28 protein-coding genes and 2 tRNA genes are annotated in these 26,519 nt (G+C 60.5%); 21 read left to right on the top strand and 9 right to left on the bottom strand.

Annotation, left to right across the window (positions count from 1 at the left end):
* Positions 1 to 239 precede the first annotated feature (239 nt).
* The 3 genes from ACR0IR_RS03850 to ACR0IR_RS03840 are packed head-to-tail and all read left to right on the top strand — an operon-like array spanning position 240 to position 3,035.
* On the top strand, positions 240 to 1,907 hold the full coding sequence (locus ACR0IR_RS03850; RefSeq protein WP_254441523.1) for a pilus assembly protein TadG-related protein: 1,668 nt from the start codon (positions 240 to 242) through the stop codon (positions 1,905 to 1,907).
* Positions 1,908 to 1,957: 50 nt separating this feature from the next.
* A complete protein-coding gene (locus ACR0IR_RS03845; RefSeq protein WP_254441524.1) occupies positions 1,958 to 2,464 on the top strand; it encodes a TadE/TadG family type IV pilus assembly protein in 507 nt (168 codons plus the stop codon).
* Positions 2,451 to 3,035, top strand: a complete 585-nt coding sequence (locus ACR0IR_RS03840; RefSeq protein WP_170357497.1) for a TadE/TadG family type IV pilus assembly protein — start codon at positions 2,451 to 2,453, stop codon at positions 3,033 to 3,035. Before ACR0IR_RS03845 ends, ACR0IR_RS03840 begins: the two co-directional genes overlap by 14 nt.
* Positions 3,036 to 3,038: 3 nt before the next feature.
* Here ACR0IR_RS03840 and ACR0IR_RS03835 read toward each other — a convergent pair whose 3' ends face one another.
* Positions 3,039 to 3,509 carry a hypothetical protein gene (locus tag ACR0IR_RS03835; protein ID WP_170363718.1) on the bottom strand — a complete coding sequence of 157 codons (471 nt, stop codon included), beginning with the start codon at positions 3,507 to 3,509 and terminating at the stop codon, positions 3,039 to 3,041.
* Positions 3,510 to 3,667: 158 nt separating this feature from the next.
* Here ACR0IR_RS03835 and ACR0IR_RS03830 point away from each other — a divergent pair, with 158 nt between their 5' ends.
* The gene (locus tag ACR0IR_RS03830) at positions 3,668 to 4,579 is read left to right on the top strand and encodes a pirin family protein (RefSeq protein WP_170363719.1); all 912 of its coding nucleotides are present in this window, start codon (positions 3,668 to 3,670) and stop codon (positions 4,577 to 4,579) included.
* A 31-nt stretch (positions 4,580 to 4,610) separates the two neighbouring features.
* Here ACR0IR_RS03830 and ACR0IR_RS03825 read toward each other — a convergent pair whose 3' ends face one another.
* Entirely contained in the window at positions 4,611 to 5,198 is a 588-nt protein-coding gene (locus tag ACR0IR_RS03825; protein WP_170363720.1) for a TetR/AcrR family transcriptional regulator, read from the bottom strand.
* 100 nt (positions 5,199 to 5,298) lie between these two features.
* Between ACR0IR_RS03825 and ACR0IR_RS03820 the strand changes: the two genes are divergently transcribed.
* From ACR0IR_RS03820 to ACR0IR_RS03755, 14 genes are all read left to right on the top strand, one after another.
* Positions 5,299 to 5,547, top strand: coding sequence for a hypothetical protein (locus ACR0IR_RS03820; RefSeq protein WP_170339166.1), 249 nt, complete (start codon positions 5,299 to 5,301; stop codon positions 5,545 to 5,547).
* 132 nt (positions 5,548 to 5,679) lie between these two features.
* Positions 5,680 to 6,966: a homoserine dehydrogenase gene (locus ACR0IR_RS03815; protein WP_170363721.1), complete on the top strand. Its 1,287-nt coding sequence runs from the start codon at positions 5,680 to 5,682 to the stop codon at positions 6,964 to 6,966.
* Positions 6,967 to 7,038: 72 nt separating this feature from the next.
* Positions 7,039 to 8,022 carry a class II fructose-bisphosphatase gene (glpX, locus tag ACR0IR_RS03810; protein ID WP_093961740.1) on the top strand — a complete coding sequence of 328 codons (984 nt, stop codon included), beginning with the start codon at positions 7,039 to 7,041 and terminating at the stop codon, positions 8,020 to 8,022.
* Positions 8,023 to 8,091: 69 nt separating this feature from the next.
* Positions 8,092 to 9,834: a single-stranded-DNA-specific exonuclease RecJ gene (gene recJ / locus ACR0IR_RS03805; RefSeq protein WP_170363722.1), complete on the top strand. Its 1,743-nt coding sequence runs from the start codon at positions 8,092 to 8,094 to the stop codon at positions 9,832 to 9,834.
* A 109-nt stretch (positions 9,835 to 9,943) separates the two neighbouring features.
* A tRNA-Glu gene (locus ACR0IR_RS03800) sits at positions 9,944 to 10,018 on the top strand.
* A gap of 24 nt (positions 10,019 to 10,042) precedes the next feature.
* A tRNA-Glu gene (locus ACR0IR_RS03795) sits at positions 10,043 to 10,117 on the top strand.
* 319 nt (positions 10,118 to 10,436) lie between these two features.
* Positions 10,437 to 12,176, top strand: coding sequence for an ABC transporter substrate-binding protein (locus ACR0IR_RS03790; RefSeq protein ID WP_170357493.1), 1,740 nt, complete (start codon positions 10,437 to 10,439; stop codon positions 12,174 to 12,176).
* A 93-nt stretch (positions 12,177 to 12,269) separates the two neighbouring features.
* Complete coding sequence (locus ACR0IR_RS03785) at positions 12,270 to 13,319, top strand: ABC transporter ATP-binding protein (RefSeq protein ID WP_170363723.1); 1,050 nt, start codon at positions 12,270 to 12,272, stop codon at positions 13,317 to 13,319.
* A gap of 1 nt (position 13,320) precedes the next feature.
* Entirely contained in the window at positions 13,321 to 14,397 is a 1,077-nt protein-coding gene (locus tag ACR0IR_RS03780; protein WP_170363724.1) for an ABC transporter ATP-binding protein, read from the top strand.
* Entirely contained in the window at positions 14,394 to 15,257 is an 864-nt protein-coding gene (locus tag ACR0IR_RS03775; protein ID WP_005983941.1) for a carbohydrate ABC transporter permease, read from the top strand. Before ACR0IR_RS03780 ends, ACR0IR_RS03775 begins: the two co-directional genes overlap by 4 nt.
* A complete protein-coding gene (locus ACR0IR_RS03770; RefSeq protein ID WP_170339760.1) occupies positions 15,254 to 16,051 on the top strand; it encodes a carbohydrate ABC transporter permease in 798 nt (265 codons plus the stop codon). Before ACR0IR_RS03775 ends, ACR0IR_RS03770 begins: the two co-directional genes overlap by 4 nt.
* A gap of 146 nt (positions 16,052 to 16,197) precedes the next feature.
* The gene (locus ACR0IR_RS03765) at positions 16,198 to 16,467 is read left to right on the top strand and encodes a DUF2160 domain-containing protein (protein WP_370797609.1); all 270 of its coding nucleotides are present in this window, start codon (positions 16,198 to 16,200) and stop codon (positions 16,465 to 16,467) included.
* 68 nt (positions 16,468 to 16,535) lie between these two features.
* The gene (locus tag ACR0IR_RS03760) at positions 16,536 to 16,931 is read left to right on the top strand and encodes a BlaI/MecI/CopY family transcriptional regulator (protein ID WP_005983946.1); all 396 of its coding nucleotides are present in this window, start codon (positions 16,536 to 16,538) and stop codon (positions 16,929 to 16,931) included.
* On the top strand, positions 16,918 to 18,015 hold the full coding sequence (locus tag ACR0IR_RS03755) for a M56 family metallopeptidase (RefSeq protein ID WP_170363725.1): 1,098 nt from the start codon (positions 16,918 to 16,920) through the stop codon (positions 18,013 to 18,015). Before ACR0IR_RS03760 ends, ACR0IR_RS03755 begins: the two co-directional genes overlap by 14 nt.
* Here ACR0IR_RS03755 and ACR0IR_RS03750 read toward each other — a convergent pair.
* From ACR0IR_RS03750 to ACR0IR_RS03725, 6 genes are all read right to left on the bottom strand, one after another.
* Positions 18,003 to 19,163 carry an NnrS family protein gene (locus ACR0IR_RS03750; RefSeq protein WP_170363726.1) on the bottom strand — a complete coding sequence of 387 codons (1,161 nt, stop codon included), beginning with the start codon at positions 19,161 to 19,163 and terminating at the stop codon, positions 18,003 to 18,005. The genes ACR0IR_RS03755 and ACR0IR_RS03750 overlap by 13 nt on opposite strands.
* A 9-nt stretch (positions 19,164 to 19,172) precedes the next feature.
* Positions 19,173 to 20,084, bottom strand: a complete 912-nt coding sequence (gene ubiV / locus ACR0IR_RS03745; RefSeq protein ID WP_170363727.1) for a ubiquinone anaerobic biosynthesis protein UbiV — start codon at positions 20,082 to 20,084, stop codon at positions 19,173 to 19,175.
* 4 nt (positions 20,085 to 20,088) lie between these two features.
* Positions 20,089 to 21,087, bottom strand: a complete 999-nt coding sequence (gene ubiU / locus ACR0IR_RS03740) for a ubiquinone anaerobic biosynthesis protein UbiU (protein ID WP_170363728.1) — start codon at positions 21,085 to 21,087, stop codon at positions 20,089 to 20,091.
* Positions 21,084 to 21,539 (bottom strand): ubiquinone anaerobic biosynthesis accessory factor UbiT, encoded by a 456-nt coding sequence (gene ubiT / locus ACR0IR_RS03735; RefSeq protein WP_480778969.1) that lies wholly within the window; start codon positions 21,537 to 21,539, stop codon positions 21,084 to 21,086. The genes ubiU and ubiT overlap by 4 nt, the downstream gene beginning before the upstream one ends.
* Positions 21,540 to 21,659: 120 nt before the next feature.
* Positions 21,660 to 22,193: a DUF2478 domain-containing protein gene (locus ACR0IR_RS03730; protein ID WP_170363729.1), complete on the bottom strand. Its 534-nt coding sequence runs from the start codon at positions 22,191 to 22,193 to the stop codon at positions 21,660 to 21,662.
* Between the two features lie 12 nt (positions 22,194 to 22,205).
* Complete coding sequence (locus tag ACR0IR_RS03725) at positions 22,206 to 22,685, bottom strand: hemerythrin domain-containing protein (protein WP_254441525.1); 480 nt, start codon at positions 22,683 to 22,685, stop codon at positions 22,206 to 22,208.
* Between the two features lie 105 nt (positions 22,686 to 22,790).
* Here ACR0IR_RS03725 and ACR0IR_RS03720 point away from each other — a divergent pair, with 105 nt between their 5' ends.
* From ACR0IR_RS03720 to ACR0IR_RS03710, 3 genes are all read left to right on the top strand, one after another.
* On the top strand, positions 22,791 to 23,219 hold the full coding sequence (locus ACR0IR_RS03720; RefSeq protein WP_170339775.1) for an RrF2 family transcriptional regulator: 429 nt from the start codon (positions 22,791 to 22,793) through the stop codon (positions 23,217 to 23,219).
* Positions 23,220 to 23,479: 260 nt separating this feature from the next.
* On the top strand, positions 23,480 to 24,361 hold the full coding sequence (locus tag ACR0IR_RS03715) for an AraC family transcriptional regulator (protein WP_170363730.1): 882 nt from the start codon (positions 23,480 to 23,482) through the stop codon (positions 24,359 to 24,361).
* 139 nt (positions 24,362 to 24,500) lie between these two features.
* Positions 24,501 to 25,478 carry an oxidoreductase gene (locus ACR0IR_RS03710; protein WP_170363731.1) on the top strand — a complete coding sequence of 326 codons (978 nt, stop codon included), beginning with the start codon at positions 24,501 to 24,503 and terminating at the stop codon, positions 25,476 to 25,478.
* Between the two features lie 137 nt (positions 25,479 to 25,615).
* Here the strand turns inward: ACR0IR_RS03710 and ACR0IR_RS03705 are convergent, their stop codons facing one another.
* Entirely contained in the window at positions 25,616 to 26,449 is an 834-nt protein-coding gene (locus ACR0IR_RS03705) for a DeoR/GlpR family DNA-binding transcription regulator (protein WP_170363732.1), read from the bottom strand.
* Positions 26,450 to 26,519: the final 70 nt, after the last annotated feature.

Genomic DNA, 26,519 nt, shown 5'->3' with positions numbered 1-26,519 from the left:
CCAGACTGCCGCCGATTTTCATTCAAAAAGAGCACCATAGTGACGATCACGCCCAATTCTCGCCACGATCCACATCTAAATTATTAAAGTTCCGAAGAACTGGCTTCGCTGCTTTTGGCCGGCAAAAGGATTTCGTTATGCGCAATTTTGAATGGACATCGACACGGTCGGGGAAACCGCGCCAGGCAGACCGCTGCCGGGGCGCCGTCGAGTCTTTCGTGACCTCGGAAAGCGGGACGATGACCATCTTCGCCCTCTTCCTGATGATGATCATCTTCACCGCGGCGGGCTTCGCCGTGGACGTTATGCGGTACGATCGCGAACGTGCGCGCCTGCAATACGCGCTGGATCGCGCCGTTCTGGCGGCGGCGGACCTCGACCAGGACCTCTGCCCCAAGGACGTGGTCGTCGACTATCTTAAGAAAGAAGGCCTGGATCAGTACCTCGTTGGTGAACCCATCGTGACGCCGAACGTATGCGGCGCGACTGCCGTTACGATCGAAGGCTACCGCAAGGTCGAAGCGAGCGCCCAGATGGATGTCGGCATGCACTTCATGCAGTGGTGGGATGTTGACTCGATCGCGAGCGCGGCAACCAGCGTCGCCGAAGAAGCCATTGATGATGTTGAGATTTCTTTGGTCCTCGACGTCTCTGGCTCGATGAACAGCTACAATCGTCTGGCCAACTTGAAAGTGGCGGCCAAGAACTTCGTGCAAGAGATGGCGGACAAGACCGAGGACGGGAAACTGTCGATCTCGATCATCCCCTATGCAACTCAGGTGTCGCTGCCCGACTATCTGATGGACGAATTCAGCACGACCGGCACCAATGACCGGGCAAACTGCATCAACTTCACCAGCAGCGAGTTCAACACCACCGCGCTGGACCCCGATACGATCCGCCAACGCACACTGCACTTCACGCCGTGGAGCACCTATGACCGGCGCCCCAGCAACGGCTACGTCTACAGCGAAGTCTGTGACGAACTCGCCAACCGTGAGGTCTCGGTCCTGCAGAAGGACCCGCAGGTTCTCAAAGATCACATCGAAAGCTTTACGGCCGGCGGCAACACTTCGATCGACGTCGGTCTGAAATGGGGCCTTGCCTTGCTTGACGAAAGCATTCAGCCGGTGATCGCACGCCTAGCGGGTGACGAAGTGCCTGCAGAGTTCGCCACCCGTCCCAACAGCTACTCCAGCAACGACTCGATGAAGGTTCTGGTGCTGATGACGGACGGCGCGAACACCACTCAGTACATGGTAAACGACCCCTACCGTGAGGGTACGTCTATTCTGTGGTGGAATGCCAAAAAGTCCACCTATTCGACCTATGACTACGAGACCGAGAAGTACTTCTGGCACGATGTCGACTATACCGAGTGGGACAGCAGCAAGGGTTGGTACTGGGGTCGCGAGATCTGGCAGGACGATCCCTATGGCAACGACGAGTATACTGTATATCGGTGCACCTACCGGTCCGGCGGCGTCTGCTACAACTTTGACTACAGCAGAAGCGAGACCCGCACTGTTCTGGACAACAATGGCGACCCCGCGACATCGGTCAACCTGACCTGGGCTCAGGTCTGGGAACGCACGACCCGTCGCGCGATCCGCGACCTGTTCCGCGAAGCGCTGGGGAGCACGAAAGGCAACACCTGGTACAACAACGCGGTCACTTCGATCGGGTCGGGCACCAAGGACCCGCGCGCGCGCGCAATGTGTGCCGCCGCTCGCGCCAATGGCATCGTAGTCTTCACTATTGCCTTCGAGGCGCCCAGCCAGGGTAAAGCCCTTTTGAAAGACTGCAAAAGCGATGATGGCGCCTATTACGAGGCGACCGGTGACGAAATCGTTGACGTATTTGCATCGATCGGATCGACCATCCGCAATCTGAGGCTGACCCAATGATCAAGCGTTTGCTTCATAAATTCCGCACGTTCCGGCGGAAAGAAGATGGGATGGCGACGATCGAGTTCGTCTTCTGGTTCCCCATCTTCATCATGACGACCTATTCGGCCGTCGAAGTCGGGATCGGGGCCTTCAACCACGCCAATCTCGAGCGTGGTCTGGACGAAACGATCCGCGACGTTCGCCTAAACAACCTAGACAAGTATTCCACCAACGTTCAGGACGGCTGGACCCACACTCTGTTGAAGGACATCGTCTGCGACAAGGCAGGCTATATCCCGAAGTGTGAGGAGAACCTGATCCTAGAATTGACCCGCGTCGACCCGTTTGTGGGGAACACTTTGGATCCCAACCCCTACTGCATCGATACTCCGGCAACGATCCGCAACAGCCAGATCTTCGAGCCTGGCACGTCAGACGAACTGATGATTGTCCGCGCCTGCGTCGAGGTCAAGCCACTGTGGTGGGGAACTGTTTTGGGGACCATCGCGCGGAAAAAGCCCAACGGTAGGTACGAATTGCACGCAACAACGGTGTTTGTCTATGAACCGACCTGATCGCTCAATCTTCCCGCTGGCTGTCCGGTATCTGAAACGGTTTTCCCGCAAGGAATCCGGCGTGATCAGTGTCGAGGCCGTGATGATTTATCCCCTGCTCTTCTGGGGCATGTGTGCGTCCTATACGTTCTTCGACGGGTACAAGCAGAGCTCGCGAAATCTCAAGGCGTCTTATGCGATCGCCGACGTCATTTCCCGCGAACGCAATGACATCAACGCGACCTACATGGATACGCTGTACGACCTGCTGCAGCAGATGATGTCGGACCGCTCCGACGTGTCGATGCGCATCTCTTTCCTTCGCTTCGACCTGCCGGATGACCGGCACTATGTGCAGTGGTCCTGTATTCGCGGCGAAAGCTTTGAGGCGTGGACCGATGGCACCATAAGCGAAATCCGTGACAAGCTGCCCATCATGCCGGACAACGGCAAGATGATCCTGGTCGAAGTGAAGGACTTCTATCGCCGTCCCTTCCGCATCGGATACGGCGAAAACGAATTTGCCATGGACAATTTCGTATTCACCCACCCGCGCGTCTACGACAAGATCGACGCACCGGGCGGGTGCTGAGAGCTATTCGGCCTCGGCCAGCATCGCGGAAAGCATTTCTGACAGGAACTTGGTCTCGGCGGCGGACGTCATGCCGCCGACGCCAATACGTCGCCCGACGCGCCACCAAAGGCCCGGGGCCCAAGACCTGCCCCGTTTGCTACGGGTCGTCAGCAGAAAGCCGTTTGACGGTTTGAAGGCGAACACACCCCGATCCACCCCTTCGATTTCACCAACCTCGGCAATCAGCTTGCCGCTGCCTGTCCTCAGTTCCGTGCGCGTCAGCTCGATCCGGTCCGCTGTCGCATGCCAGACGCGATGCGCAAGCCAAAGCGCGCCACCTCCGACCACGAACAGGAACAGCTGCCATTCCGGCGCGGGCGGTGCGGCCAGGGCGACATATGTCACGAACGCGCCCACGGTGACGAGCATTCCCACCCCCATCCACCGCCGTGCCGATGAAGCCTGAATCGTTGCCAGTACGTCTTCTTGCATTTCCAACTCCGCCTTTGCCCGCCCCCCATACCCGCTTTCAGCGACAAGCAACAGGCCAAGACTCACCCGGCGCAATTTTGCACAGAAGCAGTGCTTTCTCGCGAATTGACCGTACTTCAGCGAAAATTAGATAACGGGTCCAGAGACAGGAGATCCAAATGTCGCTCAGACCAACACTCGAGACCCGCAAGGCCGTTCCGACGATGGAAGGCGCTGGTGTAAAGCTTCACCGCGCTTTTGGATTTCAGGATCCGTCCGAACTGGATCCCTTCCTGTTGTTTGATGACTTCCGCAACGAGCACCCGCAGGACTACCAGGCCGGCTTTCCCTGGCACCCCCACCGCGGCATTGAAACCATCACCTACGTATTGTCAGGAACCGTCGATCACAGCGACTCGCTGGGCAACAGCGGCAAACTGGGTGCCGGAGACGTCCAGTGGATGACGGCAGGGTCCGGAATTCTGCATCAGGAAATGCCCAAGGGAAACGCATCCGGGCAGATGCATGGGTTTCAACTGTGGGGCAACTTGCCCTCAGCTCAAAAGATGACGGCGCCTCGGTACCAGGACGTTCAGGGCAAGGACATTCCCGAAGTGATCGATGATGATGGCACCACGGTGCGGGTCATCGTCGGCAAGTTCTGGGGCAAGACCGGGCCCGTGGATGGTATCGCCGCGGACCCGCAATACCTAGACGTATCGATTCCTGCAGGGGTGAAAAAGACTTTCAAGATAGATACTTATCGCCGTGCTTTTGCCTATGTTTTCGATGGGCGGGCCGCTTTCGCCGACGCCTCGCAACCGACCGGCGTTCTGCTTGAGAAGGAAGTTGCCGGGCAAGAGCTGAACATCCGCGACATGTCGGGCAACCGGACGCTGGTGCGGTTTGGTACCGGAGACGAAATAACAGTTCAGGCCGGACCTGAAGGTGTGCGATTCCTGTTGATCTCGGGTGCGCCGATCAATGAACCTGTAGCCTGGCATGGCCCGATCGTGATGAACACGCGCGCCGAACTCGAGCAGGCGTTTCGGGAGTTGCGCAACGGTACTTTCATCAAGCCGGCGCACTGACTCCAGACAACCGGTAACGTGGCGCGGCCAATCAGGCCGCGACCGCCTTGCGCACCATATCCCAATAAATCTGCTCGACCTCGTCCAGCGAAAGCCGTCCACCGGCCCTGTACCACGTCATGACACCATTCAGCATGGCAATCACCGCTAGCGTCGCGATCTTCGCATCCTGAACAGAGAATAGACCGTCCTTCTGGCCGGCCAGCAGGATGCTCTGTAACGCATCCTCATACCGTCGGCGCAGCTTTTCGATTTCGGCGAAGTTTTCAGGCGTCAGATTTCGCAGTTCCATGTAGGCGATGAACACTTCGTCCGGTCGCTGCATGTGAAACCGGATGTGGAAACCCACGAATTGCCGCAGGGCGCCCAATGCATCCGCCTGTGAATCCAACGCTTCATAGGCCGCCAGCAGCTCTTGCATGTGGTCCTGCATCAGGCGGAACAGAAGGCTTTGCTTGTCCGGAGTGTAATTGTAGAGCGCGCCGGCCTGCACTCCGACCTCCCCCGCGATTTGACGCATGGAAACAGCGGCATAGCCATGCCGTGCAAACAATCCCAGGGCAGCCTCGCGAATGCGGGGCCCGGTGATATCGGAATGAGAGCCTTGAGTACGTGCCATGGATCCATCGTATATGAACGTACGTTCATATAGAACCCCGCTTGAACCGTTCATGCAAAAAGTGCATCACGTTCAGGTTCCTCACTGTTCGGGTCGCGAAATGAAAGCTGTTTCCGTTATCCTGCCGCTGCTCCTCTTGGCCGCGTGCGCAGATATTCCCGAGTTGGAGGGAAGCGAAGCAGCCTCGGTGAAGGCCGCGCCCTACCCCAAGCTGATCCCGTTGACCCAGGTCAACGTGCCGCCCGTCGACCCGGTGAACGAGGCCGCCGCCGTGGAAGAAGAATTGGAACAACGGGCCGAGCGGCTGTCGCAAAAGGCACAGGCACTCCAGAACGCCGAGACCCAGTAAGCCCCGTACGCTGGCCCGCCGCGCAACAACTCTGTCCCTGACGGATTGCACCGCCGCGTTGAACCAGCTATGGCAGCCGACAAAGGACCTTGCGTCCAACAGGCAGACTTCGAGCGGAAAGGAACCCACGGAATGACACAGGCGCTGCGGCTTGGAATTGCTGGCTTGGGAACCGTGGGTGTGGGCGTCGTCAAGATCGTGCGCCGTCATGCCGAATTGCTGCAAGCGCGCACTGGTCGACCGATCGAGATCGTTGCGGTTTCGGCGCGCGATGCCGCCAAAGATCGCGGGGTGAACCTGTCCGGCTTCGCGTGGGAAACCGACCCGGTGGCCTTGGCCAAGCGCGACGACATCGATGTGTTCGTCGAGCTGATGGGTGGTGAAAATGGCCCGGCAAAAGCCTCGGTCGAGGCGGCATTGGCTACCGGCAAGGATGTGGTCACCGCAAACAAGGCGCTGCTGGCCATTCACGGCCAGGCATTGGCGGAACAGGCCGAGGCCGCGGGCCGCGTGATCCGGTTCGAGGCCGCCGTGGCCGGAGGAATTCCGGTCATAAAATCCCTGACCGAAGGGCTGGCCGGAAATGACATAAAGCGCGTCATGGGCGTGATGAATGGCACCTGCAACTATATCCTGACCCGAATGCAGTCGCAGGGTCTGGGCTACAACGCCCTGTTCGAGGAATGCGCTCAGTTGGGGTATCTCGAAGCGGATCCCAACCTTGACGTTGGCGGCATCGACGCGGCGCACAAGTTGGCGCTGTTGGCCTCGATCGCGTTTGGAACAAAGCCGAATTTCGACGGGATCGAGATCGAGGGTATTCAGCATATCAGCCTGGACGACATCCATCAGGCCGACGATATGGGCTACCGCATCAAGCTGCTTGGCGTTGCGCAGCGCACGCCGCGCGGGCTTGAACAGCGGATGCAGCCATGCCTGGTACCCAGTGACTCGCCTTTGGGACAGCTGGAGGGCGGCACCAACATGGTGGTCATTGAGGGCGACGCCGTCGAACAGATCGTTTTGCGGGGACCCGGCGCGGGCGAAGGCCCGACGGCCAGTGCGGTGATGGGGGATGTTTGCGACCTGGCGCGGGGCCTGCGGATTTCCACCTTTGGTCAACCCGCCACGTCGCTGGTCGACTCCAAACCCGCAATCACCGGCCTGCCCGCCCCATATTATCTGCGCCTTGCATTGCTGGACAAACCAGGTGCGCTGGCCAAGGTGGCCGCCATTCTGGGCAATGCCGGCGTGTCGATCGACCGGATGCGCCAATACGCACATGCCGAGGATACGGCGCCGGTACTGATCGTTACGCACAAGACCACACGCGCCACGCTGGACGTTGCGTTGGAGGACTTGCGCACCACGGATGTGGTTGCGGGCGAACCGGTAGCTCTGCGTATCGAGCAGGTTTGAACCCTTGCGGCCTGCGCCACGGGCAGGCTATGCCAGTCAGGACGTCTTCGCTTTACCAAAGGATTACATCGCATGAGCGCTGCCAAAATCGATTTCAACGACCGCCTTCTGTCCCTTGGACTTGCGCGCGTGGCTGAGCAGGCCGCTCTGGCCTCGGCCTCACTGGTCGGACGCGGAGACGAGAAAGCCGCCGACCAGGCAGCGGTCAACGCGATGCGTGAACAGCTGAACCTGCTGGATATCGCTGGCGTGGTAGTCATCGGTGAAGGCGAACGCGACGAAGCGCCGATGCTGTATATCGGCGAAGAGGTCGGCACCGGCAACGGCCCCGGCGTAGACATCGCTCTGGACCCGCTCGAAGGTACGACGCTGACCGCAAAGGATATGCCCAACGCCTTGACCGTCATCGCGATGGGTCCGCGCGGTTCGATGCTGCACGCACCGGACGTCTACATGGACAAGCTGGCGATCGGCCCGGGCTTCCCCGAGAACGTGGTGACACTGGACATGTCCCCACGGGAAAGGGTCGAGGCGCTGGCCAAGGCCAAAGGATGCACCCCCGAGGACATTACCGTTTGCATACTGGAACGTCCGCGCCATGAGGCGATGATCGCCGAGGTGCGCGAAACCGGCGCTGCGATCCGCCTGATCACCGACGGTGACGTTGCAGGCGTCATGCACTGTGCCGAGTCCGAGACGACCGGCATCGACATGTACATGGGCCAGGGTGGCGCGCCCGAAGGCGTTCTGGCGGCCGCCGCGCTGAAATGCATGGGTGGCCAGATCTTTGGACGTCTGATGTTCCGAAATGATGACGAACGCGGTCGGGCGGCCAAAGCCGGTATTACCGATCTGGATCGAGTCTATGCCCGCGACGAGATGGTCACCGCAGATGTGATCTTTGCGGCGACCGGTGTCACCGGCGGGTCGCTGCTGCCGCGGATCAAGCGAGAACCGGGTTGGGTCGAGACGACGACCCTGCTGATGCGCTCGAAAACCGGATCGGTGCGGCGCATGTCCTACCGCACCCCCATTTGGCCGCATGTCGAAGGCTGAGGGGCCCCGCAGACACAACCGTTCAAGGGCCGGGTCCGACAGGATTCGGCCCTTTTCAGGAGAAGTGGATTGAGCTTTCTGGGTGTTGAACAGTCTTTGACGGGCCGCCGGTGGATTGGTCCATCGCCTGAATTGGACCGGGCCGCCGAGATGCTGGCCCAGCAGACCGACCTGCCCCGCCCCCTGTGCCAGGTGCTGGCACGGCGAGGTGTCCCGCCGATGGAGGCCGAGAGCTTTCTGTCTCCAAAACTGCGCGACCTTCTTCCCGATCCTCGCAGCCTGCGCGACATGGAGATCGCCGCAACGCGGTTCCTGAAAGCGGTGCGGGACAACCAGCGCATCGCCGTTTTCGCCGATTATGACGTCGACGGTGGAAGCTCGGCAGCCCTGTTGCTGGTTTGGCTCAGGCAGATGGGGCGTCAGGCGACCTTGTATGTGCCTGATCGTATCGACGAGGGCTATGGCCCCAACGCCCCCGCCATGAGCCAGCTTGCTGAAACGCATGATCTGATCATCTGCGTGGACTGCGGCACGCTCAGCCACGAAGCAATTGCCGCAGCCAAGGGGGCCGATGTGATCGTTCTCGATCACCACCTGGGCGCCGAAACGCTGCCGGATTGCGTGGCCGTGGTGAATCCCAACCGCCAGGATGAAAGCGGCGACCTGGCCCATCTGTGTGCTGCAACCGTTGTCTTTCTGATGTTGGTCGAGGCCGGGCGCCAACTGCGCGAGGCCAACGCCCAAGGTCCGGACCTGATGGCGATGCTGGATTTGGTCGCGCTGGCGACCGTGGCGGACGTCGCACCCCTGATCGGGGTCAACAGGGCGCTAGTTCAGCAGGGCTTGAAAGTGATGGGGCAGCGGCAACGCCCCGGCTTGGTTGCGCTGTCCGAAGTGGCACGCATGGATTCGGCGCCCAACAGTTACCACTTGGGTTTTCTGCTTGGGCCGCGCATCAATGCCGGCGGTCGGGTGGGGCAGGCAGACCTCGGCGCGCGGCTGCTCAGCACCGACTCGGTGACCGAGGCCGAGGCCTTGTCCCGGCGCCTTGATGACCTGAACACCGAACGGCGCGACATCGAGAACGCGGTCCGAGCCGCGGCGCTGGCGCAGGCCGAAGAACGTGGACTGGATGCGCCGCTGGTGTGGGCCGCAGGTGACGGCTGGCATCCCGGCGTCGTAGGGATCGTGGCGGCTCGCCTTAAAGAAGCGTCGAACCGTCCCGCCGTCGTGATTGGTTTCGACGGTGACGAAGGCAAAGGCTCGGGCCGTTCGGTCTCGGGTGTCGATCTTGGCGCATCAATCCACCGGCTGGCCGCCGAGGGTTTGTTGGTCAAGGGCGGCGGTCACAAGATGGCCGCAGGTCTGACCGTGATGCGCGACCAGTGGGAACCGGCGATGGAGCGGCTCTCGGAGTTGCTGGCAAAACAGGGGGCGGGCCAAGCCGGTCCGGCCGACCTCAAGCTGGATGGCGCGCTGATGCCAGGGGCGGCCTCGGTTGATCTGATCGAAAAGATCGAGCAGGCCGGCCCATTTGGCGCCGGGGCCCCTGCCCCTCGATTTGCAATGCCCGACCTGCAGGTTCGCTTTGCCAAGCGGGTCGGAGAAACCCATTTGAAGCTGTCGCTCTCCGACGGAATGGGCGGTGGGCTGGACGCGATTGCATTTGGTGCCTTTGACGGACCGTTGGGCGAAAGGCTGTCAAATCACGGTGGCGCGCGGTTCCATTTTGCCGGTCGGCTCGAGGTCAATACATGGGGTGGCAGGCAAAGCGTGCAGTTGCGCCTAGAAGACGCGGCCGAAGCAAATTGACCGCTGACGCCACTGCCTTTTTTGACCCGCAAAAAAGTTTCCTGGCGGTGCGTTTTTCGTCTTGCGGGTGGGGGGCGTAATCCGTAAAAGGCCCTCCACAAGCCAGCGTGGCCCGTTCGTCTATCGGTTAGGACGCCAGGTTTTCAACCTGGAAAGAGGGGTTCGATTCCCCTACGGGCTGCCACTTGTGCTTGGGCAATGCTGACGTGGCCCGTTCGTCTATCGGTTAGGACGCCAGGTTTTCAACCTGGAAAGAGGGGTTCGATTCCCCTACGGGCTGCCATTTTCACCCCCGAGAAACGCAAATCGCGCGCTACCACTGCGGCGCCTTTATGCATCGAAATTTGCAGCTCGACCAAGCGGTGACGCTGAAAAACCCATAGTGAAGGGTCATCGGCATGCTCTTTTCACCTAGCCGATGACGCCACGTCGAGTGGGTTAAAAACCATATATTTTCAAGGCTATAGTCGTTGAATTCGCTGGGTCGAACAGGCCAATTTCGCCATTTACTAATTTTTTAGTTTGACAGACTCGCGAAAAATCGCTGATGCTGTTCGTCATCCGGTTCGCGCCGGAGAACCATAAATTTTGGGAGGAGAAAGATGCGGAAACATCTTTTGTCCGCAGTGGCGGCGGCTGCCGTCATTGCGGGGCACGGTCCTGTTTGGGCCGACGAAGCCGCAGCACAGCGCTGGGTCGACGACGAATTCCAACCATCCACCTTGTCGAAAGACGAGCAGATGGCGGAAATGCAGTGGTTCATCAAGGCTGCCGAACCGTATGCCGGGATGGAGATCAACGTTCTGTCCGAAGGTATCCCGACCCACTCTTATGAATCCGAAGTTCTGACGAAGGCGTTCGAGGAAATCACCGGCATCAAGGTCAACCACCAGATCCTGGGTGAAGGTGAGGTCGTTCAGGCCGTTCAGACGCAGATGCAGACCGGACGGAACCTGTATGACGGCTATGTCAACGACAGTGACTTGATCGGCACGCACTCGCGCCTGCAACTGGCCTATCCCCTGTCGGACATGATGGCGGGTGATTGGGCGGCGACAACCTCGCCGACGCTGGACCTGGATGACTTCATGGGTATCCAGTTTACCACCGGTCCCGACGGCAAGCTGTACCAGCTACCCGACCAGCAATTCGCCAACCTGTACTGGTTCCGCAAGGACTGGTTCGATGACGAAGCCAACAAGGCCGCATTCAAGGAAAAATACGGCTATGATCTGGGCGTTCCGGTCAACTGGTCTGCCTACGAGGATATCGCCGAGTTCTTCACAAATGACGTGAAGGAAGTGGACGGTGTCGCGATCTATGGCCACATGGACTACGGCAAGCGCGCGCCTGACCTTGGCTGGCGGATGACCGACGCCTGGCTGTCGATGGCCGGTGCCGGCGACAAGGGCGAGCCGAACGGTGTACCCGTCGACGAATGGGGCATCCGCATGGAAGCGGGCACCTGTAACCCGGTCGGCGCCTCGGTGTCGCGGGGCGGTGCCGCAAACGGCCCGGCGGCCGTTTACGCGATCCGCAAATGGGACGAGTGGTTGCGGGCCTATGCGCCTCCGGGTGCGGCGTCCTACGACTTTTACCAGTCGCTGCCCGCCCTGTCGCAAGGCAACGTGGCCCAACAGATCTTCTGGTACACGGCCTTTACCGCCGACATGGTCAAGCCCAAGTCCGAAGGCAACAATACCGTCGATGATGAGGGCAACCCGCTGTGGCGGATGGCGCCCAGCCCGCATGGCCCCTATTGGGAAGAAGGCCAGAAGGTTGGCTATCAGGACGTGGGATCGTGGACTTTCCTGAAGTCCACCCCGTCGGATCGGGCACAGGCCGCGTGGCTTTACGCTCAGTTCGTGACGTCCAAGACTGTCGATGTGAAGAAGTCCCATGTGGGTCTGACCTTCATCCGCGACAGCTCGGTCAACCACGAGTCGTTCACCGAACGCGCATCCAAGCTGGGTGGCCTGGTCGAGTTCTACCGCTCGCCCGACCGCGTGGCGTGGTCGCCGACCGGCATCAACGTTCCCGACTATCCGAAGCTGGCCCAAATCTGGTGGCAGCAGATCGGTGACGTTAACTCGGGCGCCTTCACCCCGCAAGAGGCGATGGACCGTCTGGCTGAAGAGATGGACATCACCATGGCCCGCATGCAGGCCGCGGATGAAAGCGCCGGCGTCTACGGCGGCTGTGGTCCGCGCCTGAACGAACCGCAGGATCCGGCCTTCTGGCTGGAGAAGCCGGGCGCGCCGAAAGCCAAGCTGGAGAACGAGAAGCCGCAAGGCCAGACCGTCAACTACGACGAACTGGTGGCACGCTGGCAGTCCCAGTAAGCCACTACTCCCCGGGGGGCGCCGGTACCGGCGCCCCTTACCAACCAAGACCAAACAGCGTTGCCACGCGCTGCGGGATCGGAACCCACGGACATGATCGAACTACAAAACGCAACCAAGCGGGTCGGCACCGTTACCCATATCAAACCCACGTCCCTGACGCTGCAGACCGGCCATTTCAACGTGCTGCTGGGCGCGACCGGGTCGGGCAAGACCTCTCTGATCAAGATGATGGCCGGCCTGGATCCGATTGCCTCGGGCAAGGTCCTGATGGACGGGCAGGACGTGACCCGGCTGAACACTCAGAAACGCAAGATCAGCCTCGTGCACCAGTTCTTCGTGAACTACCCGCATATGACTGTATTCGACAATATCGCCTCGCCGCTGCGCGTGGCCGGAATGGCGCGATCCGAGATCGAAGGCCGCGTGGAAGAGGCCGCCGACCTGCTGCAACTGCGCCCGATGCTGCACCGTCGTCCGCATGAACTGTCAGGCGGCCAACAGCAACGCACCGCACTGGCCCGCGCCATCGCCAAGGACAGCCGCGCCGTGTTCCTGGACGAGCCACTAGCCAACCTGGACTACAAGCTGCGCGAGGAATTGCGCGAGCAGTTGCCCGAGCTGTTCGCCGGGCGCGGCGCCGTGGTGGTCTATGCCACGTCCGAACCCGAAGAGGCGCTGCTGCTGGGCGGCTACACCGCCTTGATGGAAGACGGCCGCGTGACCCAGTTCGGCCCGACGGCGGACATCTATCGCAATCCCGAAAACCTCGCCGCCGCGCGGGTGTTTTCCGACCCGCCCATCAACGTGGCCCGCGTCACGGTCGCCGGTGCCCAAGCGCGCCTGGCTGGCGGAGGTGGATGGACTGTGTCCGGAATTGCCGATGGCGAATACATGGTCGCCGTGCGTCCGCACCGTGTTACTCCGCTCAAGGCTTCTGACGCCGACGTTGAACTGACCGGCCGCGTGATCGTGACCGAGCTCTCCGGGTCCGACTCCAGCGCGCATTTCCAACATGGCGAGGAAGCCTGGGTGTCTCTGGCCGCAGGGGTCCACCCCTATCAGGTGGGCGAGGACCACACATTCTACATGAACCCGGCCCATTGCCGGTATTTCGGCCAAGACGGCAAAAGGGTGGCCTGACATGGCACAGATCAAGCTTGCAAACCTCAAACACAGCTACATGCCATCGCCGCAAGGCCCACAGGACTATGCGCTGAAGGAAATCGACGTAACCTGGCGTGATGGCGGGGCCTATGCTCTGCTGGGGCCGTCGGGCTGCGGCAAGTCCACGCTGCTGAACATCATCTCGGGCCTGCTGACCCCGTCCGAGGGGCAGATCCTGTTCGACGACCGCGACGTAACCGCCCTGCCCCCTGATCAGCGCAACATCGCGCAGGTGTTCCAGTTTCCTGTGATCTACGACACGATGACCGTGGGCGAGAACCTGGCCTTTCCGCTCAAGAACCGCGGCGTCGATCCGGCGACGATCAAGCGCCGCGTCGACGAGATCGCCGAGATGCTGGATGTCACCGACATGCTGAACACCCGCGCCAGCGGCCTCAGCCCGGACAACAAGCAGAAGATCTCGATGGGCCGCGGTCTGGTCCGCGACGACGTGAACGCGGTGATGTTCGACGAGCCGTTGACCGTGATCGACCCGCATCTGAAATGGAAGCTGCGGTCCAAGCTGAAAGAGCTGCACCAGCGCGTCAAGGCGACGATGATCTATGTCACCCACGACCAGACCGAAGCGCTGACCTTCGCCGACGAGGTGGTGGTGATGCAGGAAGGCGAAGTGGTCCAGATCGGAACTCCGGTCGAGCTGTTCGAGCGCCCGCAGCACACGTTCGTGGGCCATTTCATCGGCTCGCCCGGCATGAACGTACTGCCCTGCGAGGCCCGCGGCGATCGCGCCCTGTTCGAAGGGTACGAGGTGGCGCTGGAAGGTCCGGTCGCGGGCAGTGGTGGCCGCACCGATCTGGGCATCCGGCCCGAATATGTGGGCTTTGGCCCCGAGGGCATTCCGGCCCATGTCACTAAAGTGGCCGATATCGGCAGGCATTTTGTGGTCAGTGCCATGGTCGGCAACACCGCGTTGAAGGCAGTGACCGAACACGCGGCCCCCGAGCCCGGATCCCAAGTCTTTCTGCAATTCAAACCTGAACAGACGCGCGTCTATCGCGACGGCTGGATCGCAACCGAGGAGCGCGCCCGATGAGAACGGAAAACCAGAAAGCGTGGTTCTTTGTCCTGCCGGTGCTAGCGCTGGTGGCATTCAACGCGCTGGTGCCGATGATGACGGTGGTCAACTATTCGGTGCAGGAAACCTTTGGCAACAACCAGTTCTTCTGGGAAGGGCTGGGTTGGTTCGAACAGATCCTGCGGTCCGACCGGTTCCAGGCGGCGCTGGGGCGGCAGTTCCTATTCACCGCGCTGATCCTGATGATCGAGGTGCCGCTGGGCATCATCGTGGCCCTGTCGATGCCGCGCAAGGGCTTTTGGGTGCCGGTCTGCCTGGTCCTGATGGCCCTGCCGATGCTGATCCCGTGGAACGTGGTCGGCTCGATGTGGAACATCTTCACCCTGCCCAAGATCGGCCTGCTGGGGTATTTCCTGAACGACGTGCTGGGCATCAACTATGACATGACCCAACAGCCGCTGTCGGCTTGGATCACCATCGTTGTGATGGATGTCTGGCACTGGACCTCGTTGGTGGTGCTGCTGTGTTATGCCGGTCTGGTTTCGATCCCCGACGCCTATTACCAGGCGGCCAAGATCGACGGGGCAAGCCCCTGGTCGGTGTTCCGCTATATCCAGCTGCCCAAGATGAAGACGGTTCTGACCATCGCAGTTCTGCTGCGGTTCATGGACAGTTTCAACATCTACACCGAACCCTTCGTTCTGACCGGGGGCGGCCCCGGCAACTCGACCACCCTGCTGTCGATCGACCTGGTGAAGATCGCGCTGGGACAGTTCGACCTTGGCCCCGCGGCCGCGATGAGCCTGATCTATTTCGCCATCACGCTGCTGGTTTCTTGGGTCTTCTACACCCTCATGACAAAGGATGACGCGCAATGAAGAAGCGGTCCCTCATCCCGATCCTGTATATCGCGTTCCTGATGCTGCCGATCTATTGGCTGGTGGCGATGTCCTTCAAGACCACGAACGAGATCCTTTCAGGCTTTTCCCTGTTTCCCCAGACCTTTACGCTGGAGAATTACATCACCATCTTCACAGATCCGACGTGGTATTGGGGCTATATCAACTCGATCACCTATGTGACGATCAACACGGTGCTTTCGGTCTGCGTAGCCTTGCCTGCGGCCTACGCGTTCTCGCGCTATCGGTTCCTGGGCGACAAGCAGCTGTTCTTCTGGCTGCTGACCAACCGCATGGCCCCGGCTGCGGTGTTCGCCCTGCCCTTCTTCCAGCTGTATTCGTCGATCCATCTGTTCGACACCTACCTGGCGGTGGCACTTGCGCACACGCTGTTCAACGTGCCGCTGGCGGTGTGGATCCTGGAAGGTTTCATGCGCGGCATCCCGAAAGAGCTGGATGAAACCGCCTATGTCGACGGCTATTCCTTCCCGCGGTTCTTCGTCACGATCTTCCTGCCCAACATCAAGGCGGGCGTGGGCGTGGCGGCGTTCTTCTGCTTCATGTTCTCGTGGGTGGAAATGCTGCTGGCCAAGACCCTGACAGCGGTCGAGGCCAAACCCATCGCCGCCGTGATGACCCGCACCGCGTCCAGCGCCGGCTACGAGCTGGGCCTGCTGGCCGCCGCCGGCACCCTGACCATCATCCCCGGCGCCATCGTCATCTGGTTTGTCCGCAACTACATCGCGCGCGGCTTCGCGATGGGACGTGTATGAGGTTCGACATGCGCAAACTCCTTCTCTCCCTCTCCCTGCTCGCCCCGTCATCGGCGCTGGCGCAAGCCAAGGCCGGCTGGGGCAATGTCGGTCAGGAAGAACCCAAGGGCTTTTCCTGGACCGACCCGCTGTGGCCCGACTTCTGGATGGCCTGGACCCCGGCAACGCTGGCGGTTTTCGTGGGCATCTTCTCGGCCATCGCCCTGATCGGCGTGCTCGAGGTGGTCAAGTTCCGTGACGGGATCGAACGCCGGGGCGTTCTGGGCCTGACCACCACGTTGGGCGACCGGCTGTTCATCACCCTGCTGGGCTCAGCCTACATCTTTCTGGCCTGGCTGGGGCTGGTCGGCCAACCGGTCTGGACCCCGCTTTTCCTGTCGATCGGCTGGGGCATTTTCGTTTTCTGGAAAGTTTAGGCTTTGCGTAACCGCGAAAGGATGCTTGTCTGGCAAGCATAACAGGCAAAATGGTGACACCGAGACCGATGCGAAAGAGAAAGACAGGAAATCTGCTGACCGAGGTTGAACTGGAGTTCATGAACGAGCTCTGGGCACTTGGCGAAGGCTCGGTACGCGACGTGCTGGACCGGCTGCCGCCCGAGCGGAACCTGGCCTACACCTCGGGCGCGACGATCCTGCGTATCCTGGATGAAAAGGGATTTGTCCAAAGCCGCAAGGACGGCAAAACCCTGATCTACCGCCCGCTGCTTGAAAAGGACACCTATCAGGCGCGGTCGCTGCAGAACCTGTCCCGCACGTTGTTCGATGACACCCCGGCCTCGCTGGTGGCACGTCTTGTCGATGACGCCGGCCTGACCGAAGCTGATCTGGAGGAAATTCGAGCACTGGTAGAGAGGAGACTGCAAAATGACAGCGGTTAAACCGGTTCTCGATGTATTTCTCGACCTGAACGTGGTGCTGGTTCTTTCGGCACTCATCTGGTTGGGCGCCCGCATGGCCGTAGCCCGAACGCGCCTGCGGCACGACTACATGACACAGCTGCGCGTGCTGAAGGTTCTTTGCGTCTGCGTCATGCTCAGCCCTGTTCTGGCCCTTGGGGTCACGGCAGCCGCCGGTTTTTTCTGGCCGGGTCAGGCCGTTTCCATCGGAGATATTGCAGTAGCGGCCTATTTGCGCGGTGAAATCGCGATGCCGGCTACACAATTCGAAGCTCTGCTAAACACGCGCGAACGTTGGGTCGACACGGTTCTGTCCGGACAAAGCGCCCTTGTGACGGCCGTGCTCGTGCTGCTGGCCTTGGCCGCCCTCCGGATGCTGGTCCGCACCGTCCGGGATGCGCTGGCAATCCGCGACACGGTGGTTTCAAGCTTCCTGTGGCGGCGTTCGGCCAACGTGGACATTCGCTTGTCCGATCGGATCACGGTTCCATTTGCCGTGCGCGGGGCGCGTCGTCGCCACGTTGTTCTGCCCAGCCATCTGTTGGACACCCCCCGTGAACTTCGATTTGCCCTGGCGCATGAATTGCAGCACGTTCGCGCCCGGGATGTCGAATGGGAGATTGCGTTTGAGGCCGTGCGACCGCTGCTGTTCTGGAACCCTGCCTACTGGGTTTTGAAATACCAGTTCAGCCGATTGCGCGAACTGGCCTGCGACCAGTCCGTCGTCACCCGGCGTGGGATCGACGCGCGCGACTATACCGACTGCCTGCTGGACTATTGCGCCCGCACCGTCGCACAAGGCCGGCCACTGGTTTTGAACGTGGCGCTGGTCTCGGGTGGCAAGGCCAAACGGGTTCTGAAACAGCGTGTGATCGCGCTGGCCGATGCGCCCTCGTTCTCGGCACCGTTGCCGGCAATCTTCATGGGTTCGGCCCTGCTGTTCGCTGTTCTGCTGGCCTTGGGTGCCGCCACGATCCGCCAGACTCAGGATTGGAGCCATGACCGGCTGATGCTGTCGACCGTCGTGAACCTTGAACGGCTCGAAGCACGCAATCAGGGCAACTGATCGGCGACGCTCGGATCCATCCTGTTGCTGGCCCGACCGCTGAAAACGGGTCGCTCGAGCGGGCGGCCCAACGCTTGGACGTGCCGGCAGAGGAACACGGCCCAACATGCTCCCCAAGCCAGGGCCGCGGGCACGTCTGCAGAGGACGTCCGCAAAACCGCGGCAAGGCACAAAAAGGCAAATCCGATACCATCGATCGCGCTGGGGCGCAGTCCGTCGCGACGTCGCGCGACCGCACGGGCAGCTACGGCATAGATCGCGCAGCTGACCGCTCCGACGGTCAGAACGTGCAACGCATCATGCGCCGCCAGCAAGTCGGGGAAGTACAGCGAAGCCGCCAACAGGGACAGACCAGCGGGCAACCACGCAAAGGCCATATGAAGCATCGCCAGCAATCCATCCTGAAGAACTGCCGCTGAATGCCAGAGCCACAGACGCCCACCCTCGCACCCCGCGCAGATCACAAGAAGGACGGCGATAAGCGGACCATCGGCGACGGAAACAAGTCCGAAAAGCACCGCAGTCAAAGCCAGAGCTGCCGCCGAAGCGTCCCCCATTGCCCTCGCGCACCGAAACTTTTGCGCGGCGGTTGGGCTTTGGTGCGTCCAATTCCATGTGAAAGCAGCGATCATGCGCCCACCGACAACCGACACCAAAAGTGCCACAAGCAAAACTGAGGAGAAGGACGGCGCAGACCCAGTTAGAAAGGCAATCTGGCAGATGAACAACAAAAGGGCGAAAAGCGCCTGAAGCCCTCCGGCAACCGCGCGCGCGCGCAGTGCAGCCCAAGCGAGACGACCGGCGAGAAAGAGCAAGAACGCCGTGCCCGTTGGGACGATGAACATGGGTTCGCTTCCAAGCGCGCCGATGGCGGCCAATCGGGACATCGCCCAAAGCGCGAACAGCAACAAACTGCCGGTCGGCGTGACAATATAGCTCCCAGGCCAGCTGCGCATCGCCGTAAGCGAATAGCCCGCGAATGCCGCACCGACGAAGCCGAACAGCATTTCATGCGCATGCCAGGCGTACAGCCCCGGCAACGGCGACCAATGGGTGATGAAATCCTGCCCCAGAAACAGGCCGCTCACCCCCAGAAGGGCAGCCGCCCCCGCCGCAGGAAACATTATCCGATGAGGCGAGGACAGCATGGTTTCCGATCATGCAAGGGACGCCTGGGCTATCCTGCGATAGCCGGCTTGACCGTGATAGAACCCATTGCTGAACGGCGTATCTGCACAAACCTGCCGCAACCGGGCTTCGGCCGCCTCGGTCGACATGCTTTGATCCAACAGCGCCCGGTAAACCTCAGCGACGGCGACCATGTCCACGGCCTGCGGCATCAATCGCAGATGGCTCACACCATCGGCAACCAGTTGGGGCAGTTCCTGCAGCAGGATCAGATACCCTTCGGATTGGGTCTGGATCCCGTTGATGCGCAGGATCGGCTGCTCATCCCTTGTACGCAGTGGCATCCCGTCGGGGTCTTCTTCGCAGACGAATTGGCAATTGTCCTTTGTCCGCCCGTGCGAGCGCGCGTGATAGCACCGCGCCGAAACGGCCAGCGACGCCCGCCCAAAGACCTGCACTTCAACCCCAAGGCCCATGTCGCGCGCCATTCGCGCCGCGACGGCGATCGAGGGCGCTGGCAACTCGGTGGGCAGGCAGACATGCGTCGCCCCCTTGGACGCCATCCAGCGGATTGTGGCCTCGTTATAGGCATTCATGAATGGGCCGATGCGATGCGGCCGCGTACCGCGTGCATACAGTCCTGCGGCGTTGTTGATTTCGATCTCAGGCGCATCCATTTCTGCCAGATCTTCGGTGGCATTGCGCTCTCGTTTCAGCATCACTTCAGCCAAGGAGGACAAAATCACCTTCTTGCCCGCCCGTTCGAGCCTTTCGATGATGGACGGCAGGTCAGCCTCTTGAAAGGGGGCGCGTTTTGAACAGATAACCTCGCCCAGATAGACCTCATCCACCGAAGCTTCGTCGGCGACACGCGCATAGAAATCCCGGCGTTGGTCAGCCGACCAGTGATATGCGATCGGACCTAATGTAAGTTTCGTCATTATTTCACCGCCATTTCTTTGTGGCAAAAGCGCCTTGCGTCTGTTTCTGACCCTCGGTCAGCGCGACGAGGTTCGCGATATCCGCATCGCGACCTGCCCGGATATCATCGACGGCGTTCCGAAATGCCGACACCACGGACCGGACATAACTCTTGGACCTTTGCCGCCCTTCGATCTTGAACGCATGCACCCCGGCATCGATCAACTCAGGCAGAAGGCGGGCCAGGTTCAGGCTGATCGGTTCCTCGAACGCATAGTACCCGTCCGGACGATGTGCGACCTGATAGCGGCCTTTGCAAATCGTCGGATAACCAGCCTTCTCATCTGGCCCGAACCGGTCGATGGTAAAACCAGCCAACTTCGATGACATCGAACCATCGGCATCGCGCACGTACTCCACGTCGGACGCCGGCGAACAGACGCCATCGAGGTTCGTGGACTGCCCGGTCAGATAGTTCGTCAGGCTGCAGCGCCCTTCGACCATCAGACCGTGATTTCCGAAGATGAAGGTTTCGATCTCACAGGGGATTTCTTTTCGGATCTGCCGGATCTCGGGAATGGTCAGAATACGGGGCAGGACCACGCGTTTGACACCGAAATTCTCGCAGTAGTAACGGATCGCCTCGGGTGACGACGCCGCAGCCTGTACCGACAGGTGCAAGCGTACCTGTGGATGGGTTCGGGCGATGTAGTCGGCCACGCCCATATCAGCCACGATAAAGGCATCAACGCCGATCCGCGCACCGGTGTCGGCAGCGTGCCGCCAAAGGTCGACCTTGCCTGCCGGGGGATAGGTGTTGAGTGCCAGAAGGACTTTGGCGCCCTTGGCATGGGCATAGGCGACCGCCTCCTCCAATTCCTGCGGCGTGAAATTCAGCCCCGGAAAATTTCGGGCGTTGGTGGCGTCCTGAAAGCCGCAATAGACGGCGTCGGCCCCGGCATCGACTGCCGTGCGCAGGGCAGCGGGAGTTCCGGCGGGGCATATCAATTCGGCGAGGCTCATGAAGCGGTCGCTCCTTCTACTTCTTGGTAATTTCGGCGCAACCGGGACAGGATCGCGCGGCCAGGCGGGCCGAACATGTCCGCAGCCTCCTGAGCGATGGATCCGTCCATGTCGTCCAATGCATTGCGCAAACGGACGACGGCCTCGGTATCTCCTGTGATCTCCAAATCGCGCGAGAAAAAGGCCGCGTCGCCGTCCTGTTCCGCATCGACCAGTTCCAACAGCAGCAGGAACTGCCCTCGGATAATGGCTGTGGCGTCAGGCAGCATCGACCGTGGCACGGCGCGAAAGCTCAGGTTTTGAGGATTCGGACGCAGATGCAGCGCGAACGGCAGCTCGATCGGGTCGATCAGGAAATCGGCGCTTTGATACGGGCCCAGTCGGGCGAACAGCGCAGGATGTTCCTGCGCGACCCTACGGACCACCCGCGCGAGAATGGGCTGAACCGCCAAGCAAGCCAAACGCGAGACAACTACCTGTCCCGGCGGTCTTGGCCTGTTCGATGTCTGTGTTGGGCTCACCATATGCTGCATGTACTGCCTCATCCGTTTGGCTGTTGTATTTGTGCGGGTTCAACCCGGTGCCGCCGTGTTTCGGCCTCGCGCGATGGAGCATCGGCACCATTCGACCACAACGTCCTCGACGGGCGACAGGAGTCTAGCGGTTCCTCCGGCAAACTGATCGAAGGCGGCGCGATGGGTTTTGCTCACGCCGATCAGGACCGGAACATCCCGCGCCAAGGCCTCGGCAATGAGGGTGCGAAATCCGCGACCCTCGGCCTCGCTGAGTCCGAACTTGTTCAGCAGAACAATATCGCAACCGTCATCTCGCAACCGAGCGGTCGCGATGCCGACCACGTCTTCGATCGCACCGGCGTCCATGCGACACGCGCCTGAGCCCGAACCCAGATCCTGCGTGATCCGGATATTGGGGCCATGCGGCAGCAGTCCAAGCGTTGTCTCACAAAACTGGGTGCCAGTATCCGAAAGGTTCACACGCAACGCTCCGAGCAAGCGCAGACCTTCTTCCTGCAATCGCGCGGCCACTGTCGCCAGCAAATGATCCGTTCCGCCTGCCTCACTTGCGTCGACACCTGCAAGAAGCATGATTGATCCCCTCTACCGTTCGAACCGTGGAAACAGGACCTGGTTTTCAAGCATCATATGCCGGTCAAGATCCGTCAGAAGGTTCCGCAGCCCGTCGTATAGCCGTCGCCAAGACCCGCAGGCATGTGCGGGCGGTGTCAGGTCACGGGTGATATGCCGGATCAGTGCGATACTCTCGGCGTGGCCATCGTGATCGGCGCGCATAACCCGGATCGGGTTTTCGATCCCTTCCATGCCGCCCATGCGCATGGCGGGAAACAGGACGATCTCCTCTTTTGCCATGTGCGTTTCCATTTCGGCTGCCAGTTCGGCCAGCGCGCGAACCAACCCTCGGGGGGCTTGGGGATCGTCTCGGTGAACCGATGCCACACGTTCAGCAAGATGTTGAAGCTGTTCAAGGTCGGTCCGGTGTGTTTCGTGATACCGTGTGAGGATGTGATCGATCAGGGCGCCTGTCTCAAGATCAGCTTCGTGCATATCGAAGTTCGTCATGGTCCGTGCTTTCAGGTTCACGACCCGAGCATCTCGAATCGGAATTTGATTTGCGCATTCTGTTTTGCTAATACGCATAGAAAATACCGATTGGAAAACGCGACCATGCGCCTCACCTCATTCACTGACTATGGTCTCCGCATTCTGATGCGGCTGGCTGGCAGCCCGGACCGCCCGTTTTCAACCGGCGAACTTGCGGATGAATTCAAGGTGTCACGCGCCCATCTCGCCAAGGTCATTTCAGCGCTTGCCAATGCCGGATACCTCAAAACGCGGCGGGGCGGTGGCGGCGGGGCCGTCCTGTCTCGCCCGGCGTCGGACATCCGCTTGGGCGACGTAGTGCGCACTCTGGAGACTGGGCAACCAATCGTTGAGTGTTTCTCGGCCGATGGCAGTGCGTGCACTCTGACTCCAAGCTGCCTTTTGAAGGATCGGCTGAAGCAAGCCGAGCAAGCGTTTTTTGACGACCTGAACCGGGCAACACTGGCTGATTGCATCTATCGCCCACCGTGGGAGATTTCGGCGGCGGAATAGCAGCTGGTCTGCCCCTTCGGACAATTCGCCTGGGTTCTCTTAGAACCAATCAGGCTGCGACCACTGTTACCTTTGTGCTTAGACCGGTCAGATCAGTTGGCCCCAATCAAAGAATAAGAAACGGTGTTCGACCGCACGCCTCTGGAAATTCAGTCAGCTGTTTCTCCGGCGGACTTGCCTGATCCTCCGAATGTCAGACCAAAACTCTTGTGCGGAAAAATGCAGGTTGTAGTCTTGGCAGACTGGCCGGAGAGACCCCATTGGAACTGCAGAGACTCCTTGACGACGCCAAGGCGCTGATTACCGAGGCCCAGCTGGATGACGGCTTTTGGCCCTGTGGTGTGCGGGACATGGTATTGGCCCAGACGCGCCAATCCAAACGCCCGTCATGCTCGGTCGTTGAGCCCATGATCGGGCTGGTGCTTCAGGGCAGCAAGTCGGTGCAGTACGGAACCGAGCATGTCCGTTATGACGCAGGGGACGTCATTGTCGTGGGAAGCGCCCTGCCAATGGTCTCGGGCCTTGTGGATGCCTCGCCCGAACACCCCTACATCGCCCTGTATATCGGCATCGACATGCGCGTATTGCGGGGCGTCTACACCGACATGGGCGGCACCTCGCTGGACGATGCGGGTCCGGCCTTGGAAAGCGGTCAGGCCGACGCGGAAGTTATTGATTCATTTACACGTCTTTTCCGTCTGCGCCGAGATCCGATCGCAGATCAAACGCTGGGGGCCGCCGCCGTCCGCGAGGTATATTTCCGGGTTCTGCGCAGCGACAAAGGGCGCGCGCTGCGCCGTATCATCCGCACGGACAGCAAGGCCAACCAGGTCGCCAAGGCAATCGCGCATATCCGCAAAGAGTACCGCTCGACGATCAAAGCCTCGGACTTGGCCGCGATCTCGGGCATGAGCGCGTCGGTATTCTATGACGCCTTCAAACGGGTGACGGCCAACAGTCCGCTGCAGTTCCAGAAAGACCTGCGCCTGACCGAGGCCTTCCAACTGCTTCAGCAGACGGGAACGCCTGTATCGAGTGTTGCACATGCAGTTGGGTATGAAAGCCCGGCCCAATTTAGCCGTGAGTTCGCCAAGAAATTTGGCGTTCCGCCCCGAGAACTGACCCGGGATCACGTGACCTGAGCTGCACGCTTTGCTCTTGGGTTTCGGAGAATCGAGCAAGATTTGAGGAGGAAGCTCTGTGTCCCACCCGAGGCGGACAGGTTAGGTTCATCCATGATGCAACCGGGCGATGTTGCCCCCGAATTCGCAAGGATACCTGATGGCAGTTCCCGACCAAGTTCCTACAAATTCTGGATTTCACGCAAAAAGCACGGCGGCCGAAGTGCTGGCCGATATCGACCTGACCGGAAAGACCGCAATCGTAACCGGTGGCTACAGCGGTATTGGCCTCGAAACCGTCCGCGCCCTTGCCGACAAGGGGGCCGCGGTGATCGTTCCGGTACGCTCGGAAGCCAAAGCGCAAGAGAGCCTGGCGAGCGTGGATGGCAATGTCAAAACCGCACCGATGGACCTGGCGGATCTTGGTTCGGTCCGACGGTTTGCCGAAACGGTATCCAGCGACCTGCAAAACCTGGATCTGCTGATCAACAACGCCGGGATCATGGCGTGCCCCGAGGCCCGTGTTGGACCCGGTTGGGAATCCCAATTCGGTATCTGCCATATGGGCCACTTTGCCCTGACCAAATTGCTGCTGCCGCTTTTGGAGCAAACGCCGGGCGCGCGGGTCGTTGCTCTTTCCTCGACCGCACACAAGATTTGCGACGTGCATTGGGATGATATCCAGTTCGAAAAGACGGACTACGACAAATGGCAGGCCTATGGCCAAGCAAAAACCGCAAATGCGTTGTTTGCCAACGCTCTGTCCCGCCGTTTGGCAGCGACCGGCGGGTTGGCGTTTTCGGTACATCCCGGTGGGATATTCACCCCTCTGCAACGGCACCTGCCGAAAGAAGAGATGATCGCACTGGGTTGGCTGAACGAGGATGGCGAGCCGTCCGCATTGGCCAAGGAGGGTTTCAAGACGCCCGAACAGGGCGCGTCAACAACGGTTTGGGCGGCGACTTCGCCAAAGCTGGTTGGCAAACCAGGAGTGTATTGCGAGGACGCCGACATTGCTGCCCCGACCGACCCCAACAGCCCGACGGCCCGATATTTTGGGGTCAACGCACATGCCTGCGATGACGCATCAGCCGAAAAGCTGTGGGACATAAGCGAACGGTTACTGCAAGAGGCCTGATACCCACGCAATCCGGTCGGGATGATCCCGGCCGGACTACGCTTCTTAGGGATAAGGCAGCGCCAAGGTTTTAGACCGCAATTTCGCCCCCTGGCCCTCTGCGCTGCCGGTTCCGGCCCGGGCTGGACCTCAACGGTTCAGGCCAAAGCCTGCTCGGGCGCAGGATCGGCGATCAACAGTTCGACATCTGCCACGCTCAGCGCCACAGCCAACTGGCTTGGCGGGACCGTGTCGACGATCAACGTGTCCAAATCCGACAGTTCGCACACTTTGTGCAACTGCTTCTGATTGAACTTCTGGGCATCCAGCAGAAGATGACGTTCCGCAGAACGGCCCAGCATCGCGCGTTTGACAGCGGCGATATCACCGATCGGCTCGCTGGGGCCATCATCGGACAATCCCGACGCGCCGATCATGCAGCGATCGACGTTGAACCGGCCCAGAAACTCCAGCGTTTCGTAACCAACGACGGCAGCCTCGGCGGCAAGATAAGCACCGGGGCAAACAATCACCTCGGCCGCGCTGCCGCCCAGTGTCACGGCCACCGGAATAGAATTCGTGATGACAGTGCACCGTATGTCGCGATATGCCAATGAGCGCGCCAGTTGAGCGGTTGTCGAGCCCGAGTCGATCATGACCGTCTCACCTTCACGCACAAGGCCAGCGGCGGCGTTTCCGATCCGCTCGCGTTCGGCAACCCGGGCCGCATTGCGCTCGTCCAGGCTGAGATAATGCCCTTGCACCGGCGCCGACGCGCCACCGTGCGCACGCGCAATCAGGCCGTCTTCGGCCAGCGCGTCAAAATCCCTGCGGACGGTCTCGGTGGATACGTCGAAACTGCGGGCCAGATCACTGATGCGCACGTGCGGGCGCAGCTTGAGCTCAAGCAGGATACGTTGGCGACGATCGGACTTTTTCAGCCGATCCCGCCCTTTCTTGCTGTGTTTCTGACGTGTTTTGGCCTTTGACATCCTATTGCCCCGGCTAGACGACATTCAATTTCTGTGGCGTTTACCTCATTTTTGCAAATATTTTGTTGCA

This window comes from Ruegeria sp. CF2 (assembly GCF_056537385.1).
The sequence above is the reverse complement of the archived record's forward strand: the minus strand, read 5'-3'. Positions and strand labels throughout refer to the sequence as shown.

What these genes read in the sequence shown, in the direction of transcription:
- ACR0IR_RS03850 (WP_254441523.1), top strand. Translation starts at nt 240, where the DNA reads ATGACCATCTTCGCCCTCTTCCTGATGATGATCATCTTCACCGCGGCG.
- ACR0IR_RS03845 (WP_254441524.1), top strand. Translation starts at nt 1,958, where the DNA reads ATGGCGACGATCGAGTTCGTCTTCTGGTTCCCCATCTTCATCATGACG.
- ACR0IR_RS03840 (WP_170357497.1), top strand. Translation starts at nt 2,451, where the DNA reads ATGAACCGACCTGATCGCTCAATCTTCCCGCTGGCTGTCCGGTATCTG.
- ACR0IR_RS03835 (WP_170363718.1), bottom strand. Translation starts at nt 3,509, where the DNA reads ATGCAAGAAGACGTACTGGCAACGATTCAGGCTTCATCGGCACGGCGG.
- ACR0IR_RS03830 (WP_170363719.1), top strand. Translation starts at nt 3,668, where the DNA reads ATGTCGCTCAGACCAACACTCGAGACCCGCAAGGCCGTTCCGACGATG.
- ACR0IR_RS03825 (WP_170363720.1), bottom strand. Translation starts at nt 5,198, where the DNA reads ATGGCACGTACTCAAGGCTCTCATTCCGATATCACCGGGCCCCGCATT.
- ACR0IR_RS03820 (WP_170339166.1), top strand. Translation starts at nt 5,299, where the DNA reads ATGAAAGCTGTTTCCGTTATCCTGCCGCTGCTCCTCTTGGCCGCGTGC.
- ACR0IR_RS03815 (WP_170363721.1), top strand. Translation starts at nt 5,680, where the DNA reads ATGACACAGGCGCTGCGGCTTGGAATTGCTGGCTTGGGAACCGTGGGT.
- glpX (WP_093961740.1), top strand. Translation starts at nt 7,039, where the DNA reads ATGAGCGCTGCCAAAATCGATTTCAACGACCGCCTTCTGTCCCTTGGA.
- ACR0IR_RS03790 (WP_170357493.1), top strand. Translation starts at nt 10,437, where the DNA reads ATGCGGAAACATCTTTTGTCCGCAGTGGCGGCGGCTGCCGTCATTGCG.
- ACR0IR_RS03785 (WP_170363723.1), top strand. Translation starts at nt 12,270, where the DNA reads ATGATCGAACTACAAAACGCAACCAAGCGGGTCGGCACCGTTACCCAT.
- ACR0IR_RS03780 (WP_170363724.1), top strand. Translation starts at nt 13,321, where the DNA reads ATGGCACAGATCAAGCTTGCAAACCTCAAACACAGCTACATGCCATCG.
- ACR0IR_RS03775 (WP_005983941.1), top strand. Translation starts at nt 14,394, where the DNA reads ATGAGAACGGAAAACCAGAAAGCGTGGTTCTTTGTCCTGCCGGTGCTA.
- ACR0IR_RS03770 (WP_170339760.1), top strand. Translation starts at nt 15,254, where the DNA reads ATGAAGAAGCGGTCCCTCATCCCGATCCTGTATATCGCGTTCCTGATG.
- ACR0IR_RS03765 (WP_370797609.1), top strand. Translation starts at nt 16,198, where the DNA reads ATGGCCTGGACCCCGGCAACGCTGGCGGTTTTCGTGGGCATCTTCTCG.
- ACR0IR_RS03760 (WP_005983946.1), top strand. Translation starts at nt 16,536, where the DNA reads ATGCGAAAGAGAAAGACAGGAAATCTGCTGACCGAGGTTGAACTGGAG.
- ACR0IR_RS03755 (WP_170363725.1), top strand. Translation starts at nt 16,918, where the DNA reads ATGACAGCGGTTAAACCGGTTCTCGATGTATTTCTCGACCTGAACGTG.
- ACR0IR_RS03750 (WP_170363726.1), bottom strand. Translation starts at nt 19,163, where the DNA reads ATGCTGTCCTCGCCTCATCGGATAATGTTTCCTGCGGCGGGGGCGGCT.
- ubiV (WP_170363727.1), bottom strand. Translation starts at nt 20,084, where the DNA reads ATGACGAAACTTACATTAGGTCCGATCGCATATCACTGGTCGGCTGAC.
- ubiU (WP_170363728.1), bottom strand. Translation starts at nt 21,087, where the DNA reads ATGAGCCTCGCCGAATTGATATGCCCCGCCGGAACTCCCGCTGCCCTG.
- ACR0IR_RS03730 (WP_170363729.1), bottom strand. Translation starts at nt 22,193, where the DNA reads ATGCTTCTTGCAGGTGTCGACGCAAGTGAGGCAGGCGGAACGGATCAT.
- ACR0IR_RS03725 (WP_254441525.1), bottom strand. Translation starts at nt 22,685, where the DNA reads ATGACGAACTTCGATATGCACGAAGCTGATCTTGAGACAGGCGCCCTG.
- ACR0IR_RS03720 (WP_170339775.1), top strand. Translation starts at nt 22,791, where the DNA reads ATGCGCCTCACCTCATTCACTGACTATGGTCTCCGCATTCTGATGCGG.
- ACR0IR_RS03710 (WP_170363731.1), top strand. Translation starts at nt 24,501, where the DNA reads ATGGCAGTTCCCGACCAAGTTCCTACAAATTCTGGATTTCACGCAAAA.
- ACR0IR_RS03705 (WP_170363732.1), bottom strand. Translation starts at nt 26,449, where the DNA reads ATGTCAAAGGCCAAAACACGTCAGAAACACAGCAAGAAAGGGCGGGAT.